General features: G+C 63.1%; 15 protein-coding genes, 1 other RNA gene and 1 riboswitch. Of the genes, 8 read left to right on the forward strand and 8 right to left on the reverse strand.

The genetic code is table 11. From position 1 onward, the window contains the following. Positions 1–59: 59 nt before the first annotated feature. The gene (locus AC56LW_RS09125; RefSeq protein ID WP_499633625.1) at positions 60–1460 is read right to left on the reverse strand and encodes an MATE family efflux transporter; all 1401 of its coding nucleotides are present in this window, start codon (positions 1458–1460) and stop codon (positions 60–62) included. Between the two features lie 176 nt (positions 1461–1636). On the opposite strand from AC56LW_RS09125, the gene tssF reads away from it, so the two are divergent. The 3 genes from tssF (at position 1637) to AC56LW_RS09140 (ending at position 5158) form a co-directional block, all read left to right on the forward strand. After that, a complete protein-coding gene (tssF, locus tag AC56LW_RS09130) occupies positions 1637–3469 on the forward strand; it encodes a type VI secretion system baseplate subunit TssF (protein WP_499633626.1) in 1833 nt (610 codons plus the stop codon). Between the two features lie 3 nt (positions 3470–3472). Then, positions 3473–4432 (forward strand): type VI secretion system baseplate subunit TssG, encoded by a 960-nt coding sequence (tssG, locus tag AC56LW_RS09135; protein ID WP_499633627.1) that lies wholly within the window; start codon positions 3473–3475, stop codon positions 4430–4432. A 96-nt stretch (positions 4433–4528) separates the two neighbouring features. After that, complete coding sequence (locus AC56LW_RS09140) at positions 4529–5158, forward strand: type 1 glutamine amidotransferase domain-containing protein (protein WP_332530723.1); 630 nt, start codon at positions 4529–4531, stop codon at positions 5156–5158. A gap of 28 nt (positions 5159–5186) precedes the next feature. Here AC56LW_RS09140 and AC56LW_RS09145 read toward each other — a convergent pair whose 3' ends face one another. The 3 genes from AC56LW_RS09145 to ssrA all read right to left on the reverse strand — a co-directional run bounded on the left by AC56LW_RS09145 (position 5187) and on the right by ssrA (position 7737). Further along, a complete protein-coding gene (locus AC56LW_RS09145) occupies positions 5187–5741 on the reverse strand; it encodes a manganese efflux pump MntP (protein ID WP_332530724.1) in 555 nt (184 codons plus the stop codon). A gap of 3 nt (positions 5742–5744) precedes the next feature. Next, a riboswitch (yybP-ykoY riboswitch) is annotated at positions 5745–5918 on the reverse strand. A gap of 84 nt (positions 5919–6002) precedes the next feature. Continuing rightward, a complete protein-coding gene (locus AC56LW_RS09150) occupies positions 6003–7124 on the reverse strand; it encodes an acyltransferase family protein (protein WP_499633628.1) in 1122 nt (373 codons plus the stop codon). Between the two features lie 279 nt (positions 7125–7403). Next, positions 7404–7737: a transfer-messenger RNA gene (gene ssrA, locus AC56LW_RS09155) on the reverse strand. A gap of 278 nt (positions 7738–8015) precedes the next feature. Here ssrA and AC56LW_RS09160 point away from each other — a divergent pair. Then, positions 8016–8747, forward strand: coding sequence for a class I SAM-dependent methyltransferase (locus AC56LW_RS09160; protein ID WP_499633630.1), 732 nt, complete (start codon positions 8016–8018; stop codon positions 8745–8747). A 40-nt stretch (positions 8748–8787) separates the two neighbouring features. On the opposite strand, the gene AC56LW_RS09165 is transcribed toward AC56LW_RS09160, so the two are convergent. From AC56LW_RS09165 to ompA, 4 genes are all read right to left on the reverse strand, one after another. Then, entirely contained in the window at positions 8788–9399 is a 612-nt protein-coding gene (locus AC56LW_RS09165; RefSeq protein ID WP_499633632.1) for a glycine zipper 2TM domain-containing protein, read from the reverse strand. 194 nt (positions 9400–9593) lie between these two features. Next, the gene (locus AC56LW_RS09170; RefSeq protein ID WP_499555239.1) at positions 9594–10301 is read right to left on the reverse strand and encodes an HAD family hydrolase; all 708 of its coding nucleotides are present in this window, start codon (positions 10299–10301) and stop codon (positions 9594–9596) included. Between the two features lie 4 nt (positions 10302–10305). Then, positions 10306–11010, reverse strand: coding sequence for a bifunctional 2-polyprenyl-6-hydroxyphenol methylase/3-demethylubiquinol 3-O-methyltransferase UbiG (gene ubiG, locus AC56LW_RS09175; RefSeq protein ID WP_332530729.1), 705 nt, complete (start codon positions 11008–11010; stop codon positions 10306–10308). 103 nt (positions 11011–11113) lie between these two features. Then, on the reverse strand, positions 11114–11818 hold the full coding sequence (gene ompA, locus AC56LW_RS09180; RefSeq protein ID WP_183550055.1) for an outer membrane protein OmpA: 705 nt from the start codon (positions 11816–11818) through the stop codon (positions 11114–11116). A 374-nt stretch (positions 11819–12192) separates the two neighbouring features. Here ompA and gyrA point away from each other — a divergent pair, with 374 nt between their 5' ends. The 4 genes from gyrA to pheA all read left to right on the forward strand — a co-directional run bounded on the left by gyrA (position 12193) and on the right by pheA (position 17781). Beyond that, entirely contained in the window at positions 12193–14808 is a 2616-nt protein-coding gene (gyrA, locus tag AC56LW_RS09185) for a DNA gyrase subunit A (RefSeq protein ID WP_332530730.1), read from the forward strand. A gap of 115 nt (positions 14809–14923) precedes the next feature. Further along, positions 14924–15499: a DUF2059 domain-containing protein gene (locus AC56LW_RS09190; protein ID WP_499633635.1), complete on the forward strand. Its 576-nt coding sequence runs from the start codon at positions 14924–14926 to the stop codon at positions 15497–15499. A gap of 19 nt (positions 15500–15518) precedes the next feature. Beyond that, positions 15519–16604: a 3-phosphoserine/phosphohydroxythreonine transaminase gene (serC, locus tag AC56LW_RS09195; RefSeq protein WP_499633637.1), complete on the forward strand. Its 1086-nt coding sequence runs from the start codon at positions 15519–15521 to the stop codon at positions 16602–16604. 106 nt (positions 16605–16710) lie between these two features. Further along, positions 16711–17781: a prephenate dehydratase gene (gene pheA / locus AC56LW_RS09200; protein WP_183550066.1), complete on the forward strand. Its 1071-nt coding sequence runs from the start codon at positions 16711–16713 to the stop codon at positions 17779–17781. The last annotated feature ends 10 nt before the right edge of the window (positions 17782–17791 follow it).

Consider the following 17791-nt stretch of genomic DNA (forward strand, 5'->3'; position numbering starts at 1 on the left):
GCAACCGCGAGACGATACCAGAGTCAGACTGCCAGCGCTGTAATGACATGTCATAAAAACTAGGACACCAACGCTTTCACCACACCCTCGCGAATACGCTGGCGCGCCAGCTTCTCGAATTGCCAGGTCAGCAGCACTGCCGCGACCGTCAATGCGAACACGAGGCCGATCCAGAAGCCGGTGGCTTCCATCGGCGCCGCGGGCGTCCACGGGAACCATTGCGGCGCCAGCCCCAGCACGCAACCGAGTGGCAGCGACAAGCCCCAGAACGAGACCAGCTGGATCACCATCGGCGGGCGCGTGACCTGATAGCCGCGAATCGCCGAGGCGGTGGCAACCTGGGTGGCATCTGACAACTGGAACAGCGCCGCGAACAGCAGCAGGTGAGCGGTCACCTGCTGCACGGCCGGATCGGATGTGTAGGCCGCCGCGATTTCCCAGCGGAAGATGGCAATGAACAATGCCGCCAGTGCGCCGAACGTCAGCGACACGCCCACGCCGACCCAGCCGACGAAGCGGGCCCGCACCGGGTCGCCTTCGCCCATCGCCTGGCCGACGCGGGTGAGCATGCCGATGGCGAAACTGAGCGGCAGCATGAACACGAGCGACGCAAAATTGAGCGCAATCTGGTGCGCTGAGACTTGCACGACGCCATAGCGCGCCACCAGCAGGCTGATCAGACCAAAGGCGCTGACCTCGGCAAAATACGTCACGCCGATCGGCAGGCCCAGGCGCAGCATGCTGCCGATCGCTGCGGTGTCCGGGCCCTCGAAGCGGTCGAACGGATAGGTCATGCGGTAGGCCGGCGAGCGCCGCACCCACCACAGCATCACGCCCAGCATCAGCCACATGCCGCTGGCCGTGGCAATCGCGCAGCCAACCGCGCCCAGGCGCGGAAAGCCCAGTTCGCCAAACACGAGCAACCAGCTCACCAGGGTGTTGTACAGCAGACCGAAAATGGCGATCCACATGATCGGCTTGGTCTGGTTGATGCTGGTCGTGTAGCCGTACAGCGCGCGGTAGACGCCAAACGCCGGCAAGCCGACGCTGATCACGTGCACGACCAGCGACGCCCGCGCGGCGACGTGGGCATCAAGCCCGACATGGTCGAACAGCAGCGTGCACAGGTTGGCAAACAGCATTGCGACGGTGCCGACCAACAGGCCTTTCCACATTGCCTGGCGCACCGAGTGGGGTACCTGATCGTGCCGCGCGGCGCCCATTTCGTGCGCGACAACGGTGTTGATCGCCATCATCGTGCCCATCACGGTGACCAGCACGATCGACCACACGGCCGTACCGAGCGACACCGCCGCCAGTTCTTCGGCGCTGACGTGCCCGGTCATGGCGACATCGACCACGCCCATCCCGACGGTGGCCAGCTGGCCGACCAGCACGGGCCACGACAGGCGCCACAAGGTGAGAATTTCGGTACGGATCGGTGTGGCGGAGGTGGTCATGATGCGGGCTCGACTAAGGGAACCCGGGATTTTACTGACTTATTGTCAAGGTCGGTGGAAGCCGCACTGTCCACGCGCTGCAACGTGTCGTTTATCCGCGCGCATCCATTGCGCTTTCACAACGGCCATGCGCGCGATCTGACCGACCGTAGCGTGTCAGCCTGAGGGAGAATGCAATGAAAGCGCTGTTGCCCTACTACGAGCGCGAGCTGGTCTACCTGAACACGGTCGGCCGCGAGCTCGCCCACCAGTATCCGAAGCTGGCCGCCGAGCTCGGCCTGGGGCCGGAAGGCAGCGAGGATCCGCACATCCGGCGCCTGATCCAGGCATGCGCGCTGCTCAATGCGCGCACCGCGAAAAAGCTCGATGACGATTACCCGGAATTCACCGAGGCGCTGCTGGCCAGCCTGTATCCGCATTTCCTGCACGGCATCCCGAGCTGCTCGATCGTGCGCGTCGACGACAGCGACCGCCACGCCAGCTCGGCCACGCTCGGCCATGTGCACGTGGTGCCGCGCGGCACCGAGATGACGTCGCTGGCCGCAGGCGGCGCGCCATGCCGCTTCCGCACGACGGCCGACCTGATGCTGGCGCCCGTGACGGTGACGCGCGCCTGGTTCTCGCCGGTGGCGCAGGTGCCGCCGCCGCTCCGGCTGCCGGCCCGCGCCAGCGCGCGCATCAGCATCAGTATCGACAGCGCCATGCCGTGCCGGCTCTTGCCCAGGCTAGGCCTGGCGCGCCTGCGGCTGTACGTCGACGGCGATGCGCTGTTGACAGCCGCGCTGATTGACAGCCTGTGCCTGCACACGCTCGAAACGTGGGTCGAGACAGAAGGGCAGGACCGCTGGCGCCGCCTGGACCGCCCGGCCTTGTCGCTCGGCGGCCTCGAGCCTGATGAAGCCCTGGTACCCGAACCGGCGCATGCCCATCCCGCCTACCGCTTGCTGACCGAATACTTTGCCTTCCCCGACAAGTTCCACTTCCTGGACGTCGACCTGGCGGCACTGGCGCCGATGTTTCCCGCCGGCGCGCGCCGCTTCACGCTGCACGTGCTGCTGACCGGCCTGCACGCAGACGCCGGCCCGGCGCGCATCCTGCGCGCGCTGTCGCACCAGCATTTGCTCGCGGGCTGCGCAGCGGTGGTCAATTTGTTCCGGCAAGCGGCGGCGCCGGTGCGCGTCACGCACCGTTCGGCCATGTACGACGTGGTGCCGAGCCGGCATGAAGACCACGTCGAGGTCTATAGCATCGACGCAGTACAGCTGCTGACGACGCGTGGTGGCAAAACGACGGACGTGACCTATCGCCCCTGTTATGGCCTGCGCCATGGCGAAGGTGGCGAAGGCCAGCGCTACTGGTTCAACCGCCGCATTGATGGAGGCGACCGCCGGCACCGCATGCAGATCGCCTTCAGCGACGACGACACGGCGCTGGACGGGGTCGACCCAGCGATCGCATCGCTCGACCTGACCTGCAGCAACGGCCCGGCGGCCTGCGCGGTAGGCGTTGGCGCACCGGGCGGCGACCTGGCCAGCGAAACGGCGACAGGCGGCGTGCCCATCCGCCTGTTGCGCAAGCCATCCGCGCCGCTGCACTTCGGCAACCGCGATGGCACCGGCTGGCGCCTCGTGGCCCAGCTGGCGCTGAATCACCGTTCACTGGCCGAGCTCGACACCTTCCGCGACACGCTGGCGCTGTACGACCTGGCGCGCTCGGGCAGTTCGCAGCGGCAGATCGCCGGCCTCACCGCGCTGACCACGCTGCCGGCCACGGCGTGGCTGCGCAACCGGCACGGCGCCACGCTCGTACACGGCACCGAGGTGCGGCTGACGCTGGACGAAGAAGCGTTTGCCGGCAGCAGTGTGTTCGTCTTTGCACAGGTGGTCAGCCGCTTTCTGGGGCTGTATGTTCACCTGAACAGTTTCACGCGACTGGTGTTGATCTCTGGCCAGAGCGGCAAGGAACTGCTGCGCTGTGAGCCACGCAGTGGCAGCCTGACGCTGGTGTAGTGGGTGATTGCCGACCTGCTGGCGCATCCGCAGCGCTACGAATTTTTCCAGGCGGTGCGCCTGCTGCTGCGCTGGCTCGGCCGGCAGGGGATCAGCCCGGAGCAGGCGCTCGGCGGCGCCATCCGCTTTCGCAACAGCGTCGGGCTGGGCTTTCCACCGAGCGAGATCGAGGCCATCGAGCCCGGCACCGGGCACATGCCGGCAATCACGATCACACCCGCGATGATGGGCTTACTTGGCACGATGGGCGCCTTGCCGCTGCACTACACCGAACGGTTCGCCGCCTGGGCGCTGCGCAACCGCGACGACGGGCCGCGCGCCTTTCTCGATCTGTTTTCCAGCCGCCAGGTGGCGCTGTTCTACCGCGCCTGGTGCAAGTACCGCGTGCGGCAACCGCTGGCGGCGGGCGTCGACCGTTTTCAGCCGCTGCTGCTGGCGCTGGCTGGCGGGGCGTCGGGTCAGCAAGACATGGCTGGCGCCGACGCCATGGCCCGGTTTGCCGCGCCGCTGCGCAGCCGCGTGGTCAGCGCCGATCTGATCGCCGGCGTGCTCGGCGCCTGCTTTGGCGTGGCGGTGCAGGTCGAGCAATTTACCGGCCGCTGGGATGTGCTCGAACCGGGGCAGCGCACGCTGCTGGCCCAGGGTAATTGCGTGCTGGGAGCCGGCGCCACGGCAGGGGCGCGGCTGCTGCGGCCCGAACTCGGCATGCGCATCCGCCTGGGTCCGGTGAATGCCGCTACGTTTGCCCGGTTCCTGCCGGGGCAGGAGGGTAGCCGGGCATTGTCTATTTTGCTGGCGCGCTTCGCGATTGACGTACCGTTTCGCGAACTGCAGGTGGTGCTGCGGCGCGAGGCGATTCATGGTGTCCGTCTGGGTGGTCTCACGCGGCTGGGGCTGGATGATTTTCTGTGCACGCGCAGTGCTTCATCGGACCGTGACGACATGTGCTACCTGCTCGGCTGACTTATTCGATTCCTGAAGGCATACGCGCGCCACACAAGCTGTGCACGGCCTACAATCGATGTCAACGAATTAACACACCATCGACCAGGAGGTACCATGCAACAACCAGACAACATGCAGCCGGCGGATCACCTTGAGCCAGCGGCAACCCAATCTGTCGACGCACGGCGTGTCGCTGTACTGATGACCGACGGGGTCGAGCAAGTCGAATACACCAAGCCGCGCGCGTTCCTCGAAGCGCAGGGCGTGACGGTCGTGCTGGTCTCGCCAAAGAAAGTGGGCGAGCAGATCCAGGGCTTCAATCACCTGGAACCGGGTGACAAGTACGCGGTCGAACTGAACGTGAAAGACGCCAACCCGGACGACTTCGATCTGCTGCTGCTCCCGGGCGGCGTGGCCAATCCCGACAATCTGCGGTCGAGCCCGGAATCAATCGCCTTCATCAAGGCATTTGGCGATGGCGACAAGCCGATTGCCGCGATCTGCCACGGCCCATGGCCGCTGATCGACGCCGGCATCGCCGAGTCGAAGCACATGACCAGCTGGCCGACGCTCCAGATCGACCTGGTCAATGCCGGCGCCGAATGGACCGATGACGAAGTGGTCGTGGACGGCAAGCTGATCACGAGTCGCAAGCCGGACGATATTCCGGCATTCAACGAAGCCATCATGAAGCAATTGATGGTGCAACAAGAGGCCGGTACCGATCCGGGGCCGACCTCGTGATGTACTAGTCGTCAGCGGCCGGGCCGCGTCACTGCAAGTGTTCCCACAGCGTGACGCATCCGACCGCGATCAATACCAGCCCGCCGAAGATCTCGGCGCGCTTGCCCGCCAGGGCGCCGATACGGCGACCGACCAGCATGCCCAGCGTCACCATCGTCAGCGTCGCCAGGCCAATGGCCAGCGCAGGCCAGACGATATGGGTGGCCGTAAAGGCCAGACTCACGCCGACGACCATGGCGTCGATGCTGGTGGCGAAACCCGTCAATGCCAGCAGCCACAGCGGCCGGTTCGAGTCTTCGGCGTCTTCCGGCGGGGATAAGCCTTCGTGGATCATGCGCACGCCCAGTCCGCACAGAAGGACGAAGGCGACCCAGTGATCCCAGCTCTCGACGTAGGAAGCGGCAATGCTGCCCAGCGCCCAGCCGACCAGCGGCGTCACACCCTCGATCACACCGAACAGCAGGCCCACCTTCAACGCATCCTTGAACCGTACATGATGGCGGCGTGCGCCCATGGCAATGGCGACGGCAAAGGCGTCGGTAGACATGGCGAAGGCGAGGATGAGGATGGCAACGAGAGACATGACAGCTTTCCGATCGGGCACGACAAAAGGCATGTCGCGTGGCCCGAACGTCACGCAAACATGCCAATGGTCTTGCCAACCAGAAGGCTTGCGCACCATGACGTTGAGCGTCAAGTATGTTGATGCGACAAACTTCCGAAAGAGGAAGCAGGCTACTCCCCAAGGGCGGCGCTATGGTAACTCAGCGGTAGGGAATCGGCAAGGCGCGTTATGTGTGCGTGATGAGACCGTTAAGGATGCGTTAGGGCCACGTTGGCAGCATCAAGCGAGCACGGTGCGCCGTCCAGGTGCCCACGTCAGGGTGCGGCCGATCGGCAATTCGACGCCGTGATGGAACAGGGCGCCGGCAATCATGCTGGCAATCCAGGCAAGAATGACGCCGCCAGTCTGCACCAACACGTCCTGTGGCGCGAAACGGGTGAACGCCGCATTGATGACCAGGCACACAGGAAAATGCACCAGGAACACGGAGAACGAGATGTTCCCGGCAACGCGAATGACACGCCATTGTCCGCGGGCAGTCACTGCAGTCCGCACACGGCCGAACACGACCAGTGAACAGGCAACGATCAGTGCGAGCGCAATACGGCTGCGAAAGTCGACCGTCAGCGCAAGCAGCGCCGGCGCAGTCATCATCAGCAGTACGACAGCAGTCGAGCGCGGCCGACGGGCGGGATCGCTCGCCCACCACGCTAGCGCGCCCAGGCCATAACTGCCGAGAAAGTAGGGTGCCCAGACGTCCCAGTCGGCATCGAGGTTGAAGTACAGCAGCGAGGCGCCGGCGGCAATGGCCGTCAGAGCAGGGATCAGGTACGCCGCCATGGGCTGTGCCGATGCGCGGCTGCAAGCCCACAGCAGGACGCTGAACATGGCATATAGCTGCAGGTCGATGGCAACGTACCAGGCGCCGGCCGAGAGCGCGTCATAGCCAAGCACGTCGTGCAGCAGGAAAGCATGGGCGAGCAGCTGCCCGCCGCTGGGCGGTGCGGAGATGGCGTCATGGGTCATCCAGAGGCCTGCGAGCCATGAGGCGGCCACGGCCAGCAGGATTGCAACGAAGAATGGTGGGGCTAGTTTGATGTAGCGGCGCAGGATGGTTTTTAACGGATTCGCCGGGCCGGACAATGCCTGGGGTGACAATGATTTTGCGGCAAGGAAGCCGCCGATGACCAGGAAGACCTGGACCGCGATGCGGGCGTCCTGGGCGAGCCAATCGATCAGGTCGGGGAGTGCCTCGCGGGTGTAGTCGGCCATGGGGCCGTAGAAGGCCAGGTGGTGAAGGACGATCAGCTGGGCGGAGATGGCTTTCAGCAGGTTGATTGTGGCGAATTCAGTTGGGTATTGCTGCAGGGTTGACGGGGTAGGGGTGGGAGTGGACTTCATGTGCTTTCCGGGATACTGCTGACGCGCTTGGTGGGGCGCTATCATAGCTGATCTTGCTAGAAAGACATGGTGGGGCGGTGTGTGGGGGCGGTTTGTTTTGGGGTGGCTTGCGGCGATGCCCCTCTCCGATTTAGACCTGCTGCGTTTTAGCAGAGGCGGAAGGGCAAGCAATCGCGGAGCGATTTCCCTCTGGTCGGGCGAATCGGAGAGCCTTGCGCTTGCAAGCGCAAGGCGGATTTCCGGCGGGGAGCGGTGCTCCCCGAATTCCCGGAAATCCCCCGCGTCCGCAAGCACTCTACAGACAGTTCTACATACTTAGCACTATCATTTAATTTAGCCCGTACAGCGCGGATGTGCACGCTTTGGACAGGCGAGTTACCTTAAATTTCGGAAACAACCAAGTAACCCGGCTGAGTCCTAGCCTCTGTAAATGACTCTACTAGTCTTGCGACTCACCCCAGAGGCGAGGTGTTGTAGAGCTAGCAGCAATTAAGCTGCTTGTGCGTACGAGTTATCGTTTGCAGTTATTGATTTCTGGATGTATTTACGAGGTAACCAGTCCTCGGTATGCCCTGCGCTGCTTTGCAACCCACGTCGAAACCAGGTCGCCCCCAGTGTCGAGAAGTTTTATTGTACCCCATGCGTGGGTGATGTACACCCGTTTTCATGAGAAACGCCTTAAAGTCGCTGTTGGTGAAAAACCCACAATGCATGCTCGAATTGCAATATGCTCGTCGGATTCATTGTGTAACGACAGGGCTCGTAATGACATGTATTGTTTGTGGCGGTTCGCAGATCGCGGGACTAACTGGCTGGCACGCAACATGCCGCGGTTGCCGTTATGAAAGCGCCGCGTTGACGCCGGCGATCAATGCGCCAAGCACCGTGCCCATGGATGAAGCACAACGCGAGGCGGCCCTGAAGGCATTGCGCGTCCAGAATTTCAACACGATCGTCGGCTATGCCAAACAGCATGTTTCGTCCAGCAAACCGCGGCTGCTCGACGTAGGCAGCGCTCATGGCTGGTTTCTGGAGGCAGCGCGCGGCCAGTTCGATGTGCTGGGGGTGGAGCCCGATGCCGATGTGGGTGGACGGGCGGCTGCGCGTGGTTTGCCGGTACGCTCGGGGTATTTTCCCGATGTCGTGGGCCGCGACGAGCGCTTCGATGCGATCGTTTTCAACGATGTGATCGAGCATATTCCCGATATCCATAGCGCACTGGCAGCTTGCCACACGCATCTGAATGACGGCGGCATCCTGATCCTGAACCTGCCCAGCAGCCGCGGCTTTTTCTATCGCGTGTCCAAGGTGTTGGCCCGGATCGGCTGGCGCGGACCCTTCGAGCGCATGTGGCAAAAGGATATGCCGTCGCCGCATGTCCATTATTTTGACCCGCACAACCTGCGCGAACTGGTGCTCAGGCAAGGGTTCACGATGGCAAAAACGGCCGAGTTGCCTGCACTGCGGGCGGAAGGCCTCATGGAACGGCTGCGCTACGTGGGCAAGGCCGCACCGGTGTCCCTGTATCTCCAGTACATCGTGATTCGCTGCGCCATCCCGGTCCTGAGCGTTTTCCCGAGCGACATCATCGTCAGTATCTTCAAGAAAAAAGCCGCAAGCTGATCAGCTTGCGGCCAAGGGGAGGTGTAAGGTTGTCGCGTGCTTAGCGGTTGCGGTTGGCAATTTCATTGCCGAGCATGCCGCCGCCGATCACGCCGGCCACGGTGGCCAGTTTCTTGCCATTGCCGCCGCCGATCTGATTGCCGATCAGGCCGCCGATGACGGCGCCGGTACCGATGCCGACATAGTTCGGTTGTGCTGGCGCTGGTTCTGCGTAACGCGGCTGTTCATAGCGCACTGGCTTCGGCGCTGCGTGCACCACGCGGGTTTTCTCGACCACGCGCACCACCGGCTTTTCCTTGATGATCACCGTCGGCTGCTGCTGTTGCTGAGCCACTGGCTGGGCATACGCCAGCTGATTGGCGGGCACCATCGCCGGCACCATCCCAGGGACCAGTTGCTGCTGGTTAGCCGCGACCGGCACCAGTTGGCCGTTCTGGACCATATAGCCGTTAGGCACCTGCAGGCCAGGCTGCTGCATGCCAGGCTGCTGCAGATTGTAGGGCGAGGTGGCGGCCAGTGGCATTGGCTCGGGTGCGCTCTTGGACGATGGCAGCAGACCAGTGATCGCTGCGGCACCGGTCAGGCTGACGATGATGACCGACGCTGCTGCGGCTGCCATCATTGGGTGAATGCGGTTGGTGGTGTTTTCCATGATCTGCTCCAGTAAGTTATTGCTTGTTTGTATGGATGTAGATTACTGGCGAGGCCGCTTCCAAGCTAGACGCATCCCTGTATCAATCGTAAAGAGATGTAAGCCCCCACCCTTGGCTGGCACAAACAAAAATGGCGCCCGCAGAGGGCGCCATCGTGGAACGAAGTCATTCTGAAATCAGTCGGACCGCGCGATCAGGCCGCCCGATCTGCGCGCGATGTACTGTCCGCAGCATCGCGTAATGCAGCCAGCAATTGCTCCGGCGTGTCGAACAGGTAATCAGCGCCCCAGGTCGACGGTGCAATCGCGCCGCAGTAACCCCAGGCGCAGGCCACCGTGATCATGCCGGCTGCCTTCCCGGCTTCGATATCGCGCAGGTCGTCACCGACATACCAGCACTGTTCTGGTGCGACGCCCAGGCGGCGGGCCCCTTCGAGCACGGGCGCAGGGTGCGGCTTGGCAAACGCCGTGGTGTCACCGGAAACGATGCAGCCGGCGTGCGCCAGCGCGATCTGCGGCACCAGCGGGTCGGTGAAGCGCGAGGGTTTGTTGGTGACGATGCCCCATGCCATGCCGGCTTGTTCGATGCCGGTGAGCAGTTCGTTGATGCCGTCAAACAGCGTCGTATGGGCAGACATCGCGGTCTGGTAGCGGTCGAACCAGGCCAGGCGCAGTTCTTCGTAGCCATCGTCGCCCGGCGCCAGGCCAAAGGCCGCGCCGATCATGCCGCGCGCACCGGCCGAGGCCGTAGGACGCAGCACCTCGTACGGTGTCTCGGCCAGACCGCGCTCGGTGCGCAGCCAGTTGACGGCCGCAGCCAGGTCGGGCGCGGTGTCGGCCAGCGTGCCATCGAGGTCGAACAGGACGGCGCGCGGCGCCGGAATCGAAGCAGGAAAGGTCATCGGATCACAGGGGTTTGGTGCACGCCACCATGTAGTTCACACTGGTGTCGCTGTTGAGCGAATAGATCTTGGTCAGCGGGTTGTAGGTCAGGCCCTTCAGGCCATCGACCTGCAGGCCGGCCTGGCGCACGAACTGCGACAGCTCGGCCGGCGTGATGAACTTGCCGTAGTCGTGCGTGCCGCGCGGCAGCATGCGCAGGATGTACTCGGCGCCGATCACGGCGAACAGGTACGACTTCGGATTGCGGTTGAGCGTCGAGAAGAACAGGTGGCCGCCCGGTTTGACCATGGCTGCCGCGGCGCGCACGATCGAGGCGGGGTCGGGCACGTGTTCCAGCATTTCCATGCAGGTGACCACGTCGAACTGGCCCGGCTCTGCCAGGGCCATGTCTTCGGCGGCGATGTGCTTGTAACGCACCTCGACCCCGGATTCCAGACTGTGCAGGTCAGCGACCTTCAACGCTTTTTCAGACAGATCGATGCCCGTCACTTTGGCGCCTTTTTTCGCCATCGCTTCGGACAGCACGCCGCCGCCGCAGCCGATGTCGATCACGTTCTTGCCGGCCAGCGGCACGCGCGCGTTGATCCATTCAAGGCGCAGGGGATTGATCTCGTGCAGCGGCCGGAATTCCGAGGTTGGATCCCACCAGCGGTGGGCCAGTTCGCTGAACTTCTGAATTTCTGATGGGTCTGAATTTGTCGTCGTCATAGCTTGGAATAATAACGGAAATGGTGCGAGAGAATAGCGCGCATGAAAAAACCCCGCCGTGGCGGGGTTTTCATGGAACCGGTGAGGGTTCTGCGGGGCCTGATTACTTGGCGGCGCCGCGGGTACCGACCACTTCGATTTCCACGCGACGGTTCTGTGCGCGGCCTTCGGCAGTCGCGTTGTCCGCTTTAGGCTGGCTCTCGCCCTTGCCTTCGGTGTAGATGCGGGTTTCTTCGATGCCCTTGCCCTTCAGGTAAGCCTTGACAGCTTCTGCGCGGCGGATCGACAGTTTCTGGTTGTACGCATCGGTACCGACCGAGTCAGTGTGACCGACGGCGATGATGACTTCCAGGTTCATGTCGCCCAGCTTGCCGCTCAGCTCGTCCAGCGATGCCTTGCCGGCTGGCTTCAGGATCGCCTTGTCAAAGTCGAAGAATGCGTCGGCCGAGTAGCTGACTTTTTCCGAGGTTGGCACTGGGGCTGCTTCAGGCACTGGTGCCGGTGCTGGTGCAGGGGCGACTGGCGCTGGTGGCGCGACGCACTTGCCGTTTTCAAGCTTTTCTGGCTCGACGCACAGTGGCGCGTCGCAACCTGGGACCGCATCAGCCGGGGTCCAGTAGCCGGTACGCCAGCACAGACCGAAAGGATTGCGTGCGATCACGCCGCGGCTGTCCTGCACATAAGCGCTGTATGGGGTGCGCGCTTGCAGGTCAGTGGTCAGCGGCGCATAAGGTGGGGCGCTTTGGGCAGAAGCGACGCCCGCGATGGCGGCCGTTGCTGCGAACAGAACAGTGATCATTTTTTTCATATTCTTTTCCTTTCGGTAAATTCCGTGTCGATTCAGACAGTCTCCATGTGGTCATAACAATAACATGGTGGCTGCTCTGTCCGTTTCGTATTGTGAAACAAGCAATTGACTTCCTGGCCATTCTGCCACACGCACCAAAATCGTACGACTGCACCTAAATCAAACACCGAGCATTTGTTGCTTGACGTTGTTTAAGCGCAACATTTATGCAAGCAGGCGTCGCTGGTGACGACAATACTGGAACTTTTAGTGAGTCCGGTCCGGATTTCCCGTGCCAAAAAGGCATGACCCGGAATTGAGCAACTACTATGTTGCGCGTGGTAGAATCGCCCGCTGTAACTTATAACTTTCGCCTGAAAGCAGTCGACCCGCCAATGGATCAATTCGCAAAAGAAACAGTCCCGATTTCCCTCGAAGAAGAGATGCGCAAGAGCTATCTCGATTACGCGATGAGCGTGATCGTGGGCCGCGCACTGCCGGATGTCCGCGACGGCCTGAAGCCGGTGCACCGCCGCGTCCTGTACGCGATGCACGAAATGAACAACGTGTGGAACCGGCCTTACCTGAAGTGCGCGCGCGTCGTCGGCGACACGATGGGCAAGTTCCACCCGCACGGCGACTCGTCGATCTACGACACGCTTGTGCGCATGGCGCAAGACTTCTCGCTGCGCTACACGCTGGTCGATGGCCAGGGCAACTTCGGTTCCATCGACGGCGACAGCGCCGCAGCAATGCGTTACACCGAGTGCCGCCTGGACAAGATTGCCGGCGAAATCCTGGCCGACATCGACAAGGACACCGTCGACTTCCAGCCGAACTACGACGGCAAGGAAAAAGAGCCGACCGTCCTGCCAACCCGCATCCCGAACCTGCTGATCAACGGTTCGTCGGGCATCGCGGTCGGCATGGCCACCAATATTCCGCCGCACAACCTGTCCGAAGTGATTGCCGGCGCGATGCACGTGCTGCACAACCCGGATTGCACGATCGACGAGCTGATCGAGCTGATTCCGGCGCCGGACTTCCCGACTGCCGGCATCATCTACGGCGTCTCGGGCGTGCGCGACGGTTACCGCACCGGTCGTGGCCGCGTCGTCATGCGCGCCAAGACCCACTTCGAAGAAGTCGGCCGTGACGGCGCCCGTACGGCGATCATCATCGATGAGCTGCCGTACCAGGTGAACAAGAAGTCGCTGCTCGAGCGCATCGCCGAAAACGTGCGCGACAAGAAGCTCGAAGGCATTTCCGACATCCGCGACGAGTCGGACAAGTCGGGCATGCGCGTCGTGATCGAGCTCAAGCGCGGCGAAGTTCCCGAAGTCGTGCTGAACAACCTGTACAAGCAAACGCAGCTGCAAGACACGTTCGGCATGAACATGGTGGCGCTGGTCAATGGCCAGCCAAAGCTGCTGAACCTCAAGCAGATGCTCGAGTGCTTCCTGTCGCACCGCCGCGAAGTCGTCACGCGCCGTACCGTGTTCGAACTGCGCAAGGCGCGCGACCGCGGCCACATGCTCGAAGGCCTGGCCGTCGCGCTGGCCAATATCGACGATTTCATCGCGATCATCAAGGCGGCGCCATCGCCACCGGTTGCCAAGGTCGAGCTGATGCAGCAAGCCTGGGATTCGTCCCTGGTGCGCGAAATGCTCAACCGCACCGAGACCGGCGCGGCCGGCGGCATCGAAGCTTTCCGCCCGGAGCACCTGCCGAAGCATTACGGCATGCAGCCAGACGGCCTGTACAAGCTGTCGGACGAACAGGCGCAAGAGATTCTGCAGATGCGTCTGCAGCGCCTGACGGGCCTGGAGCAGGACAAGATCGTCAACGAGTACAAGGAAGTGATGACCCACATCGCCGACCTGCTCGACATCCTGTCCAAGCCGGAACGCGTCACCACGATCATCGTCGACGAAATGACGGCGATCAAATCGGAGTACGCCGACAATGGCAAGGATGCCCGCCGTTCGGCCATCGAGCACAATGCCAGCGACCTCGAAACCGAAGACCTGATCACGCCGCAGGACATGGTCGTGACGCTGTCGCACTCGGGCTACATGAAGTCGCAGCCGGTGTCCGAATACCGCGCGCAAAAGCGCGGTGGCCGTGGCAAGCAGGCGATGGCGACGAAAGAAGACGACTGGATCGACCAGCTCTTCATCGCCAACACGCACGACTACATCCTGTGCTTCAGCAACCGTGGCCGCATGTACTGGCTCAAGGTCTGGGAAGTGCCGCAAGGCTCGCGCAACTCGCGCGGCAAGCCGATCGTCAACATGTTCCCGCTGCAGGACAACGAAAAGATCACCGTCGTGCTGCCGCTGCAGGGCGAGAACCGCACCTTCCCTGAAGACCATTACGTCTTCATGTCCACCTCGCTGGGCACCGTGAAGAAGACGCCACTGCGCGACTTCTCCAATCCACGCAAGGCCGGCATCATCGCGGTCGACCTGGACGAAGGCGACGTGCTCGTCGGCGCGGCGCTCACCGACGGCAAGCACGACGTGATGCTGTTCTCCGACGCCGGCAAGGCCGTGCGCTTCGATGAGAACGACGTGCGCCCGATGGGCCGTACGGCGCGTGGTGTGCGCGGCATGAACCTCGAAGAAGGCCAGGAAGTCATCGCACTGCTGGTGGCCGAGAACGAGCAGCAAACCGTGCTGACCGCGACCGAAAACGGCTTCGGCAAGCGTACCCCGATCACGGAGTACACCCGTCATGGCCGCGGCACGAAGGGCATGATTGCGATCCAGACCTCCGAGCGTAACGGCAAGGTGGTGGCGGCGACGCTGGTCGAGCCAAGCGACGAGATCATGCTGATCACGACGGGCGGCGTGCTGATTCGCACCCGCGTGTCCGAGATCCGCGAGATGGGCCGCGCGACGCAGGGTGTGACCCTCATCGCCGTGGAAGACGGCACCAAGCTGTCGGGCCTGCAGCGCATTGTCGAAACCGACCTCGAAGAAGTCGAGTTCGAGCCTGCGCCAGAGTAATATCGTACTGAGCAGGGGCGTGCTGTCGTCCCTGTTGCTGCCATCCCGAATGGCCGGCCCGGCAGGCCGGTCATTGTCTCAAGTCGCCGGGCTCTGCCACCCGCATGGACTCCTGATGAAACACTTTCTTCGTTCCCTGACCCTCGTTGCCGCTGTCGCTGCTGCGCCATCGTTTGCCGTGGCGCAGACTGCGCCGGCCCCGGTGGCTACGGCCGCTGCCGTCAGCCCGCAAGCCAACGCCGCCGTCAAGGAACTGCTCGACGCGATGGACGTGCGCAAGATGATGACCGCGTCGTTCGCCGAGATGGAAAAGGCGCTGCCGCAGATGATGCGCGCCCAGCTGACGTCCGTGATCAACGCCGATCCGGGCGCCGATGCCGAGAAAAAGAAGGCCGCACTGGCCAAGGTCGAGCAGGTCTTGCCCGTGGCGTCGCAAGCCATCAACCGCATGTTCAAGGATCCGGCGCTGATCGATGAAATGATGGTCGAAATCGCGCCGCTGTACGCCAGGAACTACACGGTCGCCGAACTGAAGGAACTGACCGCGTTCTACCGCACGCCGCTGGGCCGCAAGATGCTGGCCCTGAGCCCGCGCCTGTCCGCCGAAAGCATGGCGATCGGCCAGCGCATCGTCGCGCCGCGCCTGAATGGCATGATGCAGGAAGTCATGCAGAGCACACAAGGCAAATAACCCTCCACGAAAGGACCGCATGACCCAGATCTTCAATTTCTCGGCCGGCCCCGCCGTACTGCCGAAAGAGGTGCTCCAACAGGCTGCGCACGACATGCTCGACTGGCATGGCAGCGGCATGTCGGTGATGGAGATGAGCCACCGTGGTCCCGAATTTTCCAGCATCCACCGCCAGGCGCTGGCTGACCTGCGCGAGCTGCTGAACGTGCCGGCCAATTACAAGATCCTGTTCCAGCAGGGCGGGGGGCTCGGGCAGAACGCCATCGTGCCGCTCAACCTGGCCGGGCGCCGGCCAGATCCGGTGATCGACTTCGTCCACACCGGCACCTGGTCGGGCAAGTCGGCCAAGGAAGCGGCGCGCTTTGCGCGCGTGAACATCGCGGCGACGGGCGAGCCTGAACACTTCACCCGCGTGCCGGCGCGCGACACCTGGCGCCTGAGCGACGACGCCTCGTACCTGCACATCTGCACCAACGAAACCATCGACGGCGTCGAATACCCGGACGCGCCCGACGTGCCGGCCGGTCTGCCGATCGTGGCCGACATGTCGTCGCACATCCTGTCGCGCCAGATCGACATCTCGAAGTACGGCGTGATCTTCGCCGGGGCGCAAAAGAACATCGGCCCGGCCGGCCTGACGCTCGTGATCGTGCGCGATGACCTGCTCGACTTTGCGTCGCCCCAGTGCCCGTCGGCCTTCCACTGGAAGACCTGCGCCGAGCACGATTCGCTGTACAACACGCCGCCCACCTACGCGATCTATATCGCGGGTCTCGTGTTCGCGTGGCTCAAGCAGCGCGGCGGCGTGGCGGCCATGGAAGCAATCAATATCGAAAAAGCGCGCCTGCTGTACGCCGCGCTCGACGCCGATGATTTCTACGCCAACCGCGTGGATCCGGTTTATCGCTCGCGCATGAACATTCCGTTCTACCTGCGCGACGAATCACTGAACGAGCAATTCCTGGCCGGCGCGAAAGAGCGCGGGCTGTTGCAACTGAAGGGCCACAAGTCCGTCGGCGGCATGCGGGCATCCATCTACAACGCGATGCCAATCGAGGGCGTACAGGCCCTCGTCGATTATTTGAACACGTTTGCAGGACGGTAAGCCGTCGCGGTTGAGCACGACGTAGGGTGGACGGGTATCCCGTCCACGCGTCCAATGCGCCGCTGATGCGCCCGAACGCAAACAACATCGACCAACCAGCATAACGATGACAGACAAACTTACCCCCTTGCGCGAACGCATCGATGCGATCGACGCACAAATCCTCCAGCTGTTGAGCGAGCGCGGCCAGGTCGCGCAGGCCGTCGGCCACGTGAAGGCCGAAACCAACGCGCCCGTGTTTCGCCCCGAGCGCGAAGCCCAGGTGCTGCGCGGCGTGGCCGAGCGCAATCCCGGTCCGCTCAAGAACAGCGACGTCCAGACCATCTTCCGCGAGATCATGTCGTCCTGCCGCGCCCTTGAAAAACGCGTCACGGTCGCGTTTCTCGGTCCCACCGGCACCTTCAGCGAGCAGGCCGTGTTTCAGCAGTTCGGCACGGCCATCGATGCGCTGCCGTGCGTGTCGATCGATGAAGTGTTTCGCGCCACCGAGGCCGGCACCGCCGACTTTGGCGTGGTCCCGGTCGAGAATTCGTCCGAGGGCGCCATCAACCGCACCCTCGACCTGCTGCTGGCAACGACCACCATCATCAGCGGCGAAGTCTCGATCGCGGTCCACCACAGCCTGATGACCAAGACGGGCACGATGGACGGCGTGACCGTCGTCTGCGCCCATTCGCAGGCGCTGGCACAATGCCAGGTGTGGCTGAACCAGCATTACCCGAACATCGAGCGCCGCGCGGTGGCCTCGAACGCCGAGGCGGCCGTGCTGGCCAGCCAGGATCCGACGGTCGCCGCAATCGCCAGCGAGATGGCGGGCGAGCAGTATCGCCTGGGCGTCGTGCAGGCGCACATCCAGGACGATCCGCACAACCGCACGCGCTTTGTCGTGATCGGCCAGTTGCAGACCGGCCGCTCGGGCAAGGACCGTACCGGCATCGTGCTGGCCGTGCCGAACAAGGCCGGCGCCGTCTACAACCTGCTCGCGCCTCTTGAGAAACACGGCGTGTCGATGACGCGTTTCGAATCGCGCCCGGCCCGCATCGGCACCTGGGAGTACTACTTCTACGTCGACATCGAGGGTCACGTGCACGACGCCGCCGTTGCGCGCGCGCTCGAGGAACTCAAGGACAACGCCGCCTTCTTCAAGGTGCTGGGGTCCTACCCGCAAAGCCTTTAAACGATTACGA

It is taken from the genome of Telluria sp. LT2P80, assembly GCF_059685955.1.